13 protein-coding genes are annotated in these 13,282 nt (G+C 67.9%); 9 read left to right on the top strand and 4 right to left on the bottom strand.

Going from position 1 to position 13,282, the window contains the following annotated elements; translation table 11 throughout:
- Positions 1-406 precede the first annotated feature (406 nt).
- The 6 genes from ACLJO0_RS32210 (at position 407) to ACLJO0_RS32185 (ending at position 5,446) form a co-directional block, all read left to right on the top strand.
- Positions 407-1,384, top strand: coding sequence for a PstS family phosphate ABC transporter substrate-binding protein (locus ACLJO0_RS32210; protein ID WP_410582657.1), 978 nt, complete (start codon positions 407-409; stop codon positions 1,382-1,384).
- A complete protein-coding gene (pstC, locus tag ACLJO0_RS32205) occupies positions 1,381-2,355 on the top strand; it encodes a phosphate ABC transporter permease subunit PstC (RefSeq protein WP_410582655.1) in 975 nt (324 codons plus the stop codon). Before ACLJO0_RS32210 ends, pstC begins: the two co-directional genes overlap by 4 nt.
- The gene (gene pstA, locus ACLJO0_RS32200) at positions 2,355-3,248 is read left to right on the top strand and encodes a phosphate ABC transporter permease PstA (protein WP_410582653.1); all 894 of its coding nucleotides are present in this window, start codon (positions 2,355-2,357) and stop codon (positions 3,246-3,248) included. The genes pstC and pstA overlap by 1 nt, the downstream gene beginning before the upstream one ends.
- A 114-nt stretch (positions 3,249-3,362) precedes the next feature.
- Positions 3,363-4,181 carry a phosphate ABC transporter ATP-binding protein PstB gene (gene pstB / locus ACLJO0_RS32195; protein WP_410582768.1) on the top strand — a complete coding sequence of 273 codons (819 nt, stop codon included), beginning with the start codon at positions 3,363-3,365 and terminating at the stop codon, positions 4,179-4,181.
- Between the two features lie 3 nt (positions 4,182-4,184).
- Positions 4,185-5,030, top strand: coding sequence for a response regulator transcription factor (locus ACLJO0_RS32190; RefSeq protein ID WP_410582651.1), 846 nt, complete (start codon positions 4,185-4,187; stop codon positions 5,028-5,030).
- A 14-nt stretch (positions 5,031-5,044) separates the two neighbouring features.
- Positions 5,045-5,446: an ArsR/SmtB family transcription factor gene (locus ACLJO0_RS32185; RefSeq protein ID WP_410582650.1), complete on the top strand. Its 402-nt coding sequence runs from the start codon at positions 5,045-5,047 to the stop codon at positions 5,444-5,446.
- 111 nt (positions 5,447-5,557) lie between these two features.
- Here ACLJO0_RS32185 and ACLJO0_RS32180 read toward each other — a convergent pair whose 3' ends face one another.
- Entirely contained in the window at positions 5,558-7,645 is a 2,088-nt protein-coding gene (locus ACLJO0_RS32180; RefSeq protein WP_410582648.1) for a PhoX family protein, read from the bottom strand.
- Between the two features lie 113 nt (positions 7,646-7,758).
- On the opposite strand from ACLJO0_RS32180, the gene ACLJO0_RS32175 reads away from it, so the two are divergent.
- Positions 7,759-7,992, top strand: a complete 234-nt coding sequence (locus ACLJO0_RS32175) for a hypothetical protein (RefSeq protein WP_410582646.1) — start codon at positions 7,759-7,761, stop codon at positions 7,990-7,992.
- Positions 7,993-8,046: 54 nt separating this feature from the next.
- On the opposite strand, the gene ACLJO0_RS32170 is transcribed toward ACLJO0_RS32175, so the two are convergent.
- Positions 8,047-8,700, bottom strand: coding sequence for a TetR/AcrR family transcriptional regulator (locus tag ACLJO0_RS32170; RefSeq protein ID WP_410582644.1), 654 nt, complete (start codon positions 8,698-8,700; stop codon positions 8,047-8,049).
- Positions 8,701-8,761: 61 nt separating this feature from the next.
- Between ACLJO0_RS32170 and ACLJO0_RS32165 the strand changes: the two genes are divergently transcribed.
- A complete protein-coding gene (locus tag ACLJO0_RS32165; protein ID WP_410582643.1) occupies positions 8,762-10,138 on the top strand; it encodes an MFS transporter in 1,377 nt (458 codons plus the stop codon).
- Positions 10,139-10,430: 292 nt separating this feature from the next.
- Here ACLJO0_RS32165 and ACLJO0_RS32160 read toward each other — a convergent pair whose 3' ends face one another.
- Positions 10,431-10,985, bottom strand: a complete 555-nt coding sequence (locus ACLJO0_RS32160) for a hypothetical protein (RefSeq protein ID WP_410582641.1) — start codon at positions 10,983-10,985, stop codon at positions 10,431-10,433.
- 224 nt (positions 10,986-11,209) lie between these two features.
- Here ACLJO0_RS32160 and ACLJO0_RS32155 point away from each other — a divergent pair, with 224 nt between their 5' ends.
- The gene (locus ACLJO0_RS32155; protein WP_410582639.1) at positions 11,210-11,749 is read left to right on the top strand and encodes an antibiotic biosynthesis monooxygenase family protein; all 540 of its coding nucleotides are present in this window, start codon (positions 11,210-11,212) and stop codon (positions 11,747-11,749) included.
- Between the two features lie 17 nt (positions 11,750-11,766).
- Here the strand turns inward: ACLJO0_RS32155 and ACLJO0_RS32150 are convergent, their stop codons facing one another.
- Complete coding sequence (locus ACLJO0_RS32150; protein ID WP_410582767.1) at positions 11,767-13,113, bottom strand: MFS transporter; 1,347 nt, start codon at positions 13,111-13,113, stop codon at positions 11,767-11,769.
- Positions 13,114-13,282: the final 169 nt, after the last annotated feature.

The following is a 13,282-nucleotide window of genomic DNA, read 5'->3' as shown; positions in this document are numbered from 1 at the left end:
TCCCCAGCGGGAGCAAGTTACCAATGGAAAACCGAGGTCGTCAACCAGCGAAACAAGGCGCGTTCCTTGCCAACTAGTTCACGATGATCCGGTTGACTGCCGCGAAATTCGCGTGCTATCCCGCGCCTGCGCGGCGTGATACGACTCCCGCCATCCACGCTTCTTGATCCACTATGGACGGCCGTGAACAACTGCCGCCCAGTTGGTTACTCACCTCTTACCAGTCAGCTCACGTAATCGTTTTCACGCTTTTCGGCAGCCGAGGTCACGGTGCGGACTCGAATCTGTGGTTTCACTTCTCGTTCACCATTCGTTTAGATCGAGATTGTTGGATGCAGGGGCCTCGCAAACGCGGGGCGAGACGTTCGCCCGGCGGGTGCCGGGGACCAACGCAGGAGGCACTTCAGTGACCATCCGCCAGTTCAAGCGGGCGCGTATGGCGGCCGTTGTCATGGCAGCCGGATTGACCTTGGCCGCTTGCGGGGGAAGCGACGAGCAGCCCACCGCTACCGGGACCGAGCAGAAGGCGTCGGGCCCGGTGGTGATCGACGGGTCCAGCACCGTCGAGCCGCTGTCCTCGGCCGCGGGCGAGTTGTTCATGGGCGAGAACCCCGACGCCAACGTCACCGTCGGCACCTCCGGCACCGGTGGCGGGTTCAAGAAGTTCTGCGCCGGCGAGACCGACATCTCCAACGCGTCGCGCCCGATCAGCGAGTCCGAGAAGAAGCTGTGCGCGGAAAAGAACATCTCCTACAGCGACCTGCTGGTGGCCAACGACGCGCTGAGCGTGGTGGTCAACAAGGACAACAGCTGGGCTTCGTGCCTGACCGTCGAGCAGCTGAAGAAGATCTGGGCACCCGGGTCGACGGTGAAGAACTGGAACGAGGTCGACCCGTCGTTCCCGAACGAGCCGCTGCAACTGTTCGGCGCCGGTTCGGATTCGGGCACGTTCAGCTATTTCACCGAGGTGATCAACGGTAAGGACGGCGCGAGCCGCACCGACTACAACCCGACCGAGGACGACAACGTCACCGTGCAGGGTGTGTCGGCGACCAAGGGCGCGCTGGGCTACTTCGGGTTCTCCTACCTCGAGGCCAACGCGGACAAGGTCAAGGCCGTGCAGATCAATGGCGGCAACGGCTGTGTCGCCCCGTCGGCGCAGGCCGCGCAGGACGGGTCCTACAAGCCGCTGGCCCGGCCGCTGTTCATCTATGCCTCCGACGCCGGCCTGAAGAAGCCGCAGGTCGTGAAGTTCACCGAGTTCTATCTGCAGAAGAACGAGGAGATCGTCAAGGCGGCGAAGTTCATCCCGCTCACGGCTGAGCAGGTCAAGAAGGCTCAGACCGCGCTGGAAGAGCTGAAGAAGAAGGCCGGCGGGCAGTGACGACCGGCCCTGTCACGGCGGGCTCCCCCGGCACGGGGAGCCCGCCTCCGGCCGACCGCCCGATCGATCTGCGGGCGCAGCGCAGCCGGGTCGGCGAGCGGATCATCAAGGGTTTCCTGGCCGGGTCCGCGCTGCTGTCCATCGTGATCACGATCGGCATCGCGGTGGCGTTGTTCGCCCCGCTGGTCGAGTTCTTCGGCAACGTCAGCCTCGGCGAATTCCTCACCGGCACGACCTGGACCGCCGGCTTCGGTGCCAAGGACTCATGGACCGACAAGGAATGGGGCGTCCTGCCGCTGGTGCTCGGCACGCTGAGCACCACGGTGATCGCCCTGCTGGTGGCGGTGCCACTCGGGCTCGGTGCGGCGATCTACCTGTCGGAGTACGCAAACACCCGCGTCCGGCGGATCATCAAGCCGATCCTGGAGATCCTCGCCGGCGTGCCGACGGTCGTGTACGGCGTGTTCGCGCTGACGATCGTCACCCCGATCCTGTCGGACGTGTTCGGCGCGCAGATCTTCAACAACCTCTCCCCCGGCATCGTGATGGGCTTCATGATCGTCCCGACCGTCGCGTCGCTGTCGGAGGACGCGATGTCAGCGGTCCCGCGCTCGTTGCGGGAGGGGTCTTACGCGCTGGGCGCGAACCGGATGAAGACCACGCTGCGGGTGGTGTTCCCCGCCGCGCTGTCCGGGATCGTGGCGGCGATCGTGCTCGGGATCTCCCGCGCGGTCGGGGAAACGATGATCGTGGCGATCGCGGCGGGCAACCAGCCGCAGTTCACGTTCGACCCGCTCGTCGGCGCGCAGACGATGACCGGGTTCATCGCCCAGGTCGCCAGTGGTGACGCCCCGCAAGGCAGCCCCGTCTACTACTCGCTGTTCGCCGTGGGCGCGTTGCTGTTCGTCCTGACGCTGGTGATCAACATGATCAGCATCTCGCTGGTCCGCAAGTACAGGCAGGCCTACTGATGACCCTGACCTTGACCCCGCCGACCGAACGGCTCACCAACGGCCGGCGCACCGACACCCGGTCCGCGGCATTCGCGTTCCTGCTGTGGGCGTGCCTGGCGATCGTGTGCGCGTTCCTCCTCGCGGTCCTGATGGTGATCATTTCCGAGGGGCTCGCCCGGTTCGACTGGAACTTGGTGGCCAATCAGCCCTCGAAGCTGCGCCCGGCGACCTCCGGGGTCGAGTCGGCGATCTACGGCACGCTGTGGGTCATGCTGGGCACGATCTTGCTGGCGTTGCCGCTGGGCATCGCGGCCGCGATCTACCTCGAGGAGTACGCCGACAGCAACAAGTGGTGGAACCGGCTGATCGAGCTGAACATCCAGAACCTCGTCGCGGTGCCGACGATCATCTACGGCATCCTGACCCTGGCGTTCATCGTGCGCGGCCCGATCTCGGTCGGCCCGGTCGTGCTCGCCGGATCCGTGGCCCTGGCGCTGCTGATCCTGCCGGTCATCATCATCACCACCCGCGAGGCGCTGCGAGCCGTCCCGGGCGAGATCCGCGACGCGTCCCTCGCGCTCGGTGCGACACAGTGGCAGACAACCTGGCGCCAGGTCCTCCCGGCGGCGATCTCCGGTATCGCGACCGGTGCGATCCTCGCGTTGTCGCGGGCGATCGGCGAGGCGGCGCCACTGATCCTGGTCGGCGCGACCGTGTTCGTCACCGTCAACCCCGACGGCATGCTCGACCGGTACACCGTGCTGCCCGTGCAGATCTTCAACCTGATCAAGCTGCCGGAAATCGAATTCCAGCACCTGGCCTGGTCCACCATCCTGCTGCTGATCCTTATCCTGCTGGCCATGAACGGGATCGCGATCTGGCTGCGCAACCGCTTCCAGCGGAACTGGTGACGGACCGAAAAGGGGCCGACGAACCTTATGACACGAGCGGAGCAGACAGGCGTGACCAAACATGACCAGCCAGGGGCACAACTCGACGAGCAGGGCGAACGCCTGCTCGTCGAACTGGCACACCACCAGGCGCCGGAAGCACCCCAGAACGACCCCGACGGCGTGATCACCACACGCGACCTCGGCGTCAGCTACGGCGACTTCCTCGCCGTCAGCCACGTCGACCTCGCCTTCGGCAGCAAGGAGATCACCGCCCTCATCGGACCGTCGGGATGCGGGAAATCGACCGTGCTGCGGTGCCTGAACCGGATGAACGACCTCATCCCCGGCGCGAAGGTGCACGGCCGGGTCGCCTACCACAACGTCGACATCTACGAGCCGTCCGTCGACGTCATCGAATTGCGCCGCCGGGTCGGCATGGTGTTCCAGAAACCGAACCCCTTCCCCAAATCGATCTACGAGAACATCGCTTACGGTCCCCGGGTCACCGGGATGAAACCGGACAGCATGGACGAGGTCGTGGAGCAGGCACTGCGCGGCGCGGCATTGTGGGACGAAGTGAAGGACAAGCTCAAGCAGAACGCGTCCGGCCTGTCCGGCGGTCAGCAGCAGCGGCTGTGCATCGCCCGCGCGATCGCGACCTCACCCGAGGTGATCCTCATGGACGAGCCCTGCTCGGCGCTGGATCCGATCGCCACGGCGAAGATCGAAGACCTGATGAACGAGCTGGCTAAGACCTACACGATCATCATCGTCACCCACAACATGCAGCAAGCCGCGCGAGTGTCCCAGCGCACCGCGTTCTTCACCGCCGAAGTCACCGACAACGGCGACCGGATCGGGAAACTTGTCGAGTTCGACACAACCGAGCACATCTTCAGCAACCCGTCCGCCCCGCGGACCGAGGCCTACATCACCGGCCGGTTCGGCTGAGTCATGCGAGCAGACGTCGTTCACGGGTGGGAGTCGGACAACTCCCAGTTCCACCTCCGCCGCCGTGCCTGCACGGCGGCGTGCCGTGACCTGCCCGACCGGCTCGCGGTGCTGCTGGTCGAGCAGGACCCCGAGGTCGTCCAGCAACTCTCGGAGATCCTGGTCGGACAGCCGGTCGAGATCCGCAGCTGCGCCGACCCGGCCACCGCGCTGCTGGAAGTCGGCCGCACCTGCCCGGACGTCGTCCTGCTCGGCCCGGCGACCGGGAGACTGGACGCGATCGACTTCCTCGACATCGTCCGGCGGCACGAACCCGACCTTCCGGTCGTCGCCGGAGCGGGCGCCGGCCACGGGATCTTCGCGGCCAGGGCCGCCGAGATGGGCGTCACCGCGATCGTTCCCAGGCCCTACCGGCCGCAGGAACTGCTGAGGCTGCTGCGGTCCTTCGCGGCCCGGCCCGAGAACGTCGACCTGCGGCCGATCGTGCTCGACCTCGGCCGGCTGCGGATCGACGGCACGATCCCGCAGTTCTGGCTCGACGGCGAACTGGTGTCCCTGCCGCCGATGGAATTCCTCCTCCTGCGGTACTTCGCCGAACGCGTCGGCGCGGTCCTCACCCGCAAAGACCTCACCAGCGCCGTCTGGGGCGAGCACAGCCGAGCCCGCAGCAACACCCTCACCGTCCACATCATGCGGCTGCGCAAACGCCTCGGCGACAACGAACACGATCCACAGTGGATCAGGGCCGTGCGTGGTCTCGGCTACCAGTTCACCGTCCCGCTGCCCGGCGCCGCGCTGCCTGTGCAGGAGGGTTCCCCCGGCGGTTCACCGGGCGTTCACCAAGTTTGAGCATGATGTCACCCATGGCTGTGGGTGAGATCGATGTCAACGGGATCGCGGCGTTGCCGCTGTCGGCGATCGGCGCCGACGTCCTCGACCCCGGAGACGCCGCGTCCGCCGCCGCCCTGTTCAAGGCCCTCGGCGACCCGGTCCGGGTCCGGCTGCTGGCGCTGGTCGCCCACTCACCCAACGGCGAGGCCTGCTTCTGCGACCTCGCCGACGAGTTCGACCTGCCGCAATCCACTCTGTCGCACCACGTCAAGATGCTGGTGAACGCCGGCTTGCTGTCGCGGGAACGCCGTGGCACGTGGAGCTGGTACCGGGTCCAGGACGATCCGCTGGAGACCCTGACCGCGCTCGTCCGCACCCACGGCATGTTCCGACCGCACCACCTGGCCCCCACGCGCCGCGGCGTGTGCGACTGACCCGCCCTCGGATACACCTGAGGCGGTCCCGATGACTCGGAACCGCCCCAGGCAGGGTTGGCTGTTCCCTGACCGAACCCTCCACCGGCCACCTGGCCGAGGCTTTTCTCGTCAGTCGCCGATCCGGCCGCGTCCCTCGCGGCGCACGCTGATCACCGACGGCCGCACCAAGTTCCCCGGCCCGTCAGGCCAGGTCGAAGCGGGCTTCTCCACCGTCGCGCCGTCGACCTCACCTGGGTGCTGCACAGCGACCAGGATCCGGCGCTCGCCGATGATCGGGCCGCAGGTCTCCGCACCCACCGGCACGGTGAGCAGCTGCTTGACCTGCCCGCGGTAGCGGCCCTCGACCGCCACCCCGAACAAGCCGTCGTTCGACTTGAGCGCGTTGCCGTCGGTGGCGATCCACAAGTTGCCGTACCGGTCGAACGCCAGGTTGTCCGGGCACGAGACCGGGCTCACCTGATCCTTGGGGAAACCGGCGAAGTAGGTGCTCGGGTCGGCCGGGTCCCCGCAGACCAGGAACAGCCGCCACCGGAAACTGGTCGCGGCAGGGTTGTTGCCCGACTCGAGGACTTCCATCACCTGCCCGTGCCGGTTGCCGGTGCGCGGGTTCGCCTCGTCCGGACCGGTCTTGCCCGCCGCGCCGCGGTCGGAGTTGTTGGTCAGCGCGATGTAGACGGTTCCGGTGCGGGGATGGGGCTCGACGTCCTCCGGGCGGTCCATCTTGGTCGCGCCGACCTTGTCCGCGGCCAGTCGCGTGTAGACATACACCTCGTCGGCCGTCATGCCGTCCACAAAGGACTTCGTGCCGCTGGCCAGCGGAACCCAGGAGCCGGTGCCGTCGAACTCGCCGTCCGCCGGGAGTTTCCCGGAGCCGTCGATCTCGGCGGCGGGGCTGTCGCCGGCGAACTTGGCGACGTACAGGGTTCCCTCGTCCAGCAGCGTCGCGTTGTGCCGCCTGGCGGTCTGGCTCGCGCCGTGTTTGACCCGGTTCTTGGAGACGTACTTGTAGAAGTAGTCGAACCGCTCGTCATCGCCCATGTACAGCACAACCCGGCCATCCCGGGTCAGGCGCGGCTCGGCGGCCTCGTGCTTGAACCGGCCCAGCGCCGTGCGCTTCCGCGGCGTCGACGTCGGATCGAACGGGTCGATCTCCACGATCCAGCCGTGCCGATTGACCTCGTTCGGCTCCTTCGACACATCGAACCGCGGATCGAACCGCTCCCACTTCCGCTCACTCGCCAGCCCCCGCAGGCCATACCGGGCCAGCCGCTGCTTGGCGACCGAATCGGTCACCAGATCGGCGTTGCCGAAGTACTGGTTGAAGTTCTCCTCACCCGAGAGCACCGTCCCCCACGGCGTCATCCCGCCACCGCAGTTGTTCAGCGTCCCCAGCACCGTCTTCCCAGCCGGATCCGCCGACGTCTTCAACAACGCGCTGCCCGCCGCCGGGCCGGTTAACGCGATCGGCGTGGTCGCGGTGACCCGACGGTTCAGCCGATGTCCGCGCACCGGTGTGAGCCGGTCGCTGCGCCGGTCCTCGTCCAGCACCAGCACCGAAAGCCCGTGCGCGGCCCACGCGATCTCCACCTGGTCCCGGGTCGGGTTCGCCGCCGAGTACCCGGCGAACATCAAGTTCTCGTCGGTGTACTCGTGGTTCGCGACCAGCACCTGCCGGTGCCGCTCCCACGGCAGCTCCAGCAGCGCCAGGTAGTCGCAGTTGTAGCCGAACTGCCCGGCCTGCGCCTTCACGGTCTGCCCAGTCGGATTGAAGGCGGGCGCACCGGCCAGAATCGGGTCGCCCCACCGGACCACGACTTCGTGGGTGTATCCCTGCGGGACACTGACCGCATCAAGCTTGTTGTGCGGCACCGGCTCGAACCGCAGCCCCCGCGCGGCCCCACGGCCCGCGTGGCCCGCGGTATCGACGGCGTCCGGCTCGGCGGCCGACGCCATCGCCGGGACACCGGCCGCCGCCGCGGCCAGCGACACCACCGCACCGGCACGCAGAACCCCGCGCCGGGACAGGGCATTCGTGATCACGTCACCGAGATACGGGTTGTCCGACGTGTTCGGCGCAGGGTGGAAACACGCGTCACCACACCGGTAACGACAGGTCAACGCCGCCCGGCCACCGTCATGCGCGGCGAGCAACGGCAGCGGAACAGTACGCCGAGCGGGCCCGGAACGAGTCGGCACAGCACCTCCATGGCAGTCAATTCGGGATCGAGATGGCACACTTGGAACCACAAATCTCGATGCAGTGACGCTATGTGCTGAACGAGCAGCCCCGGCAACAGAAAAGTAAACACATGGCGAACCCTGCCTGGACGCATCGGCCCCGCCGTCGTCTCCGTCGCTGGATCGTCGCCGCACGACTACTCGCCGTGCTGATCTGCGGCGCACTCGCCTTCGCGGCCCTGAGCCACGCGGGCGCCGGGGACCGTGACAGCGTCCTCGCCGCGGCGTTGGCAATCCTGCTCGGCTCCGCGTTCGGCGCCTGGCGATGCGCCGACGCCCGCCGCGCCAGCCAGGACGGCGACTAGCCGTAAGCGTTGCCACAACCCCGGAACGCGCTGCGCCCGAAGCTCGACAGACCTTTAAGCGGAGCGTGGCAGGTAGCCATGGAGGAAGGCGTGCACGCCGGCGGTGATGAGTTCCTTCTTCTCGACATCTTCCAGGGCCGGAAGTCCAGTTTGGGCTCGGCTGTTGACTTCGCCGAGGACGAGCCAGATGTAGTGGTTCGCGGCACGCTGGGGGTTGTCGAGCTGGAGCAGGCCGCGGCCTGCCAGGTGCTGGAAGTGGCGTGCGAGTGCGTCTTCGGTACGACGTGGGCCGTTGTCGTGCCAGGCGGCGAGCAAGGCGCCGGGGAGGTCGGCGGCCTCGGCGGCGAGGTGGCGGACCATGGCGAAGTGGTCCGCGAACTCCGGTCGCGGCGTGACCCAGTCGGTGCCGAGCTCGACGAGAGCGGGCTGAAGGTCCGTCACGTGGTCGAGATGGCGTTGCATGATCTCGGCGAGCGCGGCGGTCACCTGGTGCGCGCTGTCCTGGATCACGGTGGCGAAGAGATGTTCTTTGCCGTCGAAGTGGTTGTAGATCGTCCGGGTGGACACCTCGGCTTCTCCGGCGATGGTCTCGATGGTCGCGCGGAGGTAGCCGTCGCGGCCGAACACGGTGCGCGCTGCCCTGAGGATCGCGTCGCGTTTGGCGACACGCCCCCGCGTCGGCGGTACTACATGGTCGCGATCAGCCATGACACCTCAAAGTGCAATCACCGTTGTACAAAATTGCCATCGCGATTGTACTTTGGTGGGCATGGGGTCGGAACTGGGGACTAAGAAGCTGTCCGGCGGCGGCGTGCGCACCCGTTGGGGCGCGGTGGGGTTGCTGGCGGTGGCGTCGCTGATCGTGGGGAGCGAGGTCAGCCTGGCCGGGTTCGCGCTTCCCTTGGTCGGCACCGAGTTCGGGGTCGGTGCCGGGGCGACGGCGTGGGTACTGCTGGCGTACTCGTTGCCGATGGCGGCGTTGGCGATTCCGGCCGGGCGGTGGGTGGACCGGGCCGCGCCGCGGCGGGTGTTCCTGCTGTCACTGGCGGCGGTCGGCGTGGCCGGGACAGTGTCGGCGGTGGCGCCGTGGTGGTGGCTCGTGCTGGCGAGCAGGGCACTGCAGGGGGTCGCGGCGGCGGCGTATCTGGCGGTGTACCTGCCGCTGGTGGCGGCGACGGTGCGGGAGGATCAGCGGAGTCGCGCGTTGAGCGTGATCGCCACGGTGATGATGATCGGCAGCATGGCGGTCGCGCCGCTGGGCGGGCTGGTCGCCGAGGCCTGGGGATGGCGCGGGCTGTTCGTGGCGAAGGTTCCCCTCCTGATGGTGCTGATCGGCCTCGGCCGCCTGGTCCTCCCCCGAGATCCAGAGCGCGAAGGCCGCGCGTTGCCGGTGCCCGACCGGTCCTTGCTGGGCGATGCCGTCCTGGTGGGGGTGGCGGTCACCGCGGGACTGCTGGCCGTGGAACAGGGCAAGGATCGGTGGTGGCTCGGGGCCGGTCTCGCCGTGGTCGCCGTCGTCGCCGCGGTGTGGTGGTGCCGGTTACGCACCTCCCGTTCCGTGCTCGGCTTGCTGCGGCGGCGGACGTTCGGGTTCCCGGTGGTGTCGTTGATGATGATGGCCTCGGCCGGTGGTTTGGTGGGATTCTCGCTGCCGTTCCTGATCTCCGACGTCTGGCGGCGCGGACCGGAGGTGCTGGGCGTGGCGATACTGGTCTTCGTCGCGACAGCCTCGGTCATATCGCCGCTCGCGGGTGTGCTGGCGGACCGGTGCGGGGCGCGGCCGGTCGCGGCGGTCGGCGTGACGATCACGGTGGCGGGGATGCTGACCATGCTCAGTGTGGACGGCGAGACCGGCGTGGGCGGGCTGAGCTGGCGGATGGTCGTGATCGGGGTCGGGACGGCGCTGGCCAACTCGCCGATCATGACGCTGATCCTCGCCGCCGCACCAGCCGACCAAACGGGCACGGCGGGCGGCGTCGCCAATCTCGGGCGAACCCTCGGCAGCACGATCGGCCCGGCCGCCGCCGCGATGGCCTGGAGCTTGATCGGCGGTGGCCTCGGCGGATTCCACGCCGGGGTGGTGACTCTCTCGATCTTGGTGCTGACCGGGTTCATCACGCTGCTCGCCGCCCGCGCTCACTCCTGAGGCTCCTGAAGTCCTGTTGCCTTGTCCGGTCAATCCGGTATCGAATCCGGCGCGGAGAACGTGCGCGCGGCCGTTAAGCAATTGGCCACCAGCTGGCGGAACGAAGCCTTAGTCTCGTTGAACTGCTTCGTCAGCACTGACGGTGAGAGGATGCTGGCCCGCACACAAGTTCCGCCGGGTAACGCGACCTCGAGAGTGCGACTGCGACTACTGGACGAGCTGTCCCTCACCCCAGGCGCTGTGCGGCAAAGAACCGGATCCGCGGCAAGGGGCCGGGCGGCTGCGTCCTGACTCAGAGAAACCGATGGAGACCGTGCGGTCGGCGGTCGGTCCCAAGCCGGTGCCGCAGCATTTGGTACGTCGCGGCTCGGCTCAGGTCTTTCGGGCGGGGGCGGGCGGGCAGCCTGCCCAGCACATCGTCCGGATCGCAGACCCACACGGGTACCCCGAAAAGGCCCAACCTGGTCGCTCCGGTGCGCAGCCGACTATGGGTTCCAGTGATCTCCGGTGGCACGTCGAGCATGCCCAACCGCGTAACGAACAGGTGGTCCAGCTGCTGCAGGGTCGGCGGTTCCGGCTGCCACGCACGACACTGCTCCACGCTGGGACTGCCGGCCCAGCCCGGGAAGTGGGCCGGCACCGCGTCGAGTTCCACGAGCAGCGCGGCGATACGGCGCAGATTCGCCGGTTCCGGAGACGGCACCATATCGAGGTCGTTGGGTTCGAGGTCGGCACCGTATACGGCCAGCACCGTGGACCCGCTGAGCACCCAATCGATCTCGCGATCGTGCAACAACCTCAGCAACTCCGGCATCCGTAGCCGCGGTCGAGCCAGTGGATCGAGCACGTTCACCACACTAGCCGGGGCGGATACGGCACCACCTCGGAGATTCGCGGAGCCGGTAATTCCGTTGCCCTTCCAGGGATACCGGTGTGGGATGAGAATTCCGCAGGCACAAGACTTCGAGGAGACGCCCCGTGGCCGCCGGGTTCCCCGTGATAAACCGCCCCGATCTGGAGGCCGTCTTGGTCTCCACCCATGACGTGGACACCGCTGGCCGTCAACGAGTCGTGGCTGATTCCCTTGTCTCAGCGTGGAAGCAGAGCCCGTGGCCGCCTGATGTCCTGTCCTGGAGCTGCTTCATCAGCACCGACGGCGCGAACGTACTGAGCTACACGCAAAGCACCGCCGACCATCCGCACACCGCACTGCCCTGCCTGGGCGGCACCGGCGAGCAGCCGACCGTGTACCAGCTGTACCGCAGCCTCACCACCGCGGGCGAAACACGGGTACCGGGCTGTGTGGTGACCGCGTTGTTCGCCACCGACGGTCCGCGCCGGCAGCGCGAGTTCGTCGACACGCTGCTGGCCGCTCTGCCCGAGGACGAGGGCCATCCCGGGGCGATTTCAGCACATTTCCACCTCAGCGTCGACGGCACCCGCCTGCTCAACTACACCGAATGGACCGCCGAAGAGGCCCACCGGGAGGCGGCCACGAGTGGCGCGCACGACGACCTACACGACATTTTCGCCAACACACCCGGTGTGCGTTCCCTGCGCGGCAAGCGCTACCACCTCCACCACAGCCTGACCGCGCCTGCCACCACGTAGTTCCCGGCGGCGGCCGGTCAGCCGGCCATCGTGCGGCGGCGCTCGCCGTCTCGCTGTCCCGGCAGGGCGAGGGCGACCGCGGCGACGACCACCAGGATGGCCGCGATGGCCAGGAACGCGCGGCCGTAGTCCGCGGCCAGCGCCGCCGGGGTGTCGAGGTGGCTTCCGGCGATCGTCACGAGCACCGCGAGGCCGAGGGCGCCGCCGAACTGCTTGGTGGTGTTCATCAGCCCGGATGCGGCACCGGCGTCAGCGGGACTGATGCCGGAGGTGACGGTGGTGGTGATCGGTGTGTTGAGCAGCCCGCTGCCGACCGAGAACACGATCGCCGGCCCGAGGATCCCGGTGAGGTAGCCGCTAGTCGCGGTGATCTGGCTCTGCCACCAGAACCCTCCCGCGGCGATCAGTGCTCCAGCGGCGATCAGCACCCGGCCGTCGAGGTGGCGCATGAGCCACGGTGTGACGCGCACGCCGACGATGATCGACACCAGCGTGTGCGGCAGGAAACCCAGGCCGGACTGCACCGGGCTGTAGTGCAGGGCTTTCTGCATGTAGAGGGTCAGGAAGTACCACATCGGGTTCAGGCAGGCCCCGGCCAGCACCATCGCCACGTTGCCCACCGAGATCGCCCGCGACCGGAACAACCGCAGCGGAATGAGCGGCGCACGGGCGAACCTGGCCTCGACCACGACGAACGACATCATCGCGACGGCACCGGTTGCCAGGGCTGCCGTCGTCACCGGCGCACCCCAGCCGTAGGTGCGGGCTTGGGCGATGCCGTAGGTCAGCGCTGTGAGACCGGCAGTGGCCAGCACCGCCCCGGCGACGTCGAGACGGCCTCGAGAGGCGGCTCGACGGTCTCCGGCCAGGAAGCGGGTGGTCAGGACGAGGGCGACGGCACCGATCGGGACGTTGACCAGCAGGATCGACCGCCACGACAGGAATTCGGTGAGCACACCGCCTACGAGGTTGCCCGCCGTGCCGCCCGCGATCCCCACCGCGGTCCAGATCGCCAAAGCCCGCGTGCGCGCGCCGCCTTCGGCAAAGGTGGTGGTGAGGACGGTCAGTGTGGCAGGGGCGAGCACGGCGGCACCGAGGCCCTGCACAGCGCGAGCGGCGATCAGCAGGGGCGCGGAGTCCGCCAGTCCGCCTGCCAGGCTCGCCCCGGAGAACACGGCAAGTCCGAGGGCGAAGAGCCGCTTGCGGCCGAACAGATCCGCGAGCCGCCCACCCAGCAGGAGGAATCCGGCGAAGGTCAGCGCGTAGGCGTTGACCACCCACTGCAAGCCGGCCTCGTCGAACCCGAGCGCTCGCTGGATCGAAGGCAGCGCCACGTTGACCACCGAGATGTCGAGCACCACCATGAACTGCGCCGCGCAGGCCAGCGTGAGCACAACGCTGCTCGCAGTTCCCGGCTTGTCCTCGATCGCCTGCCGACTGGCGGAACTTTCGTTATCGCTCACGTCCCCGCTCACCCCCGATTGTCCCACTCAGGTTATGATACATCGGTATCATATACAGGCGTACCACAAC

This window comes from Amycolatopsis sp. lyj-108 (assembly GCF_046549005.1).
Classification (GTDB): Bacteria; Actinomycetota; Actinomycetes; order Mycobacteriales; family Pseudonocardiaceae; genus Amycolatopsis.
This window is presented reverse-complemented; position numbering and strand designations above follow the sequence as displayed.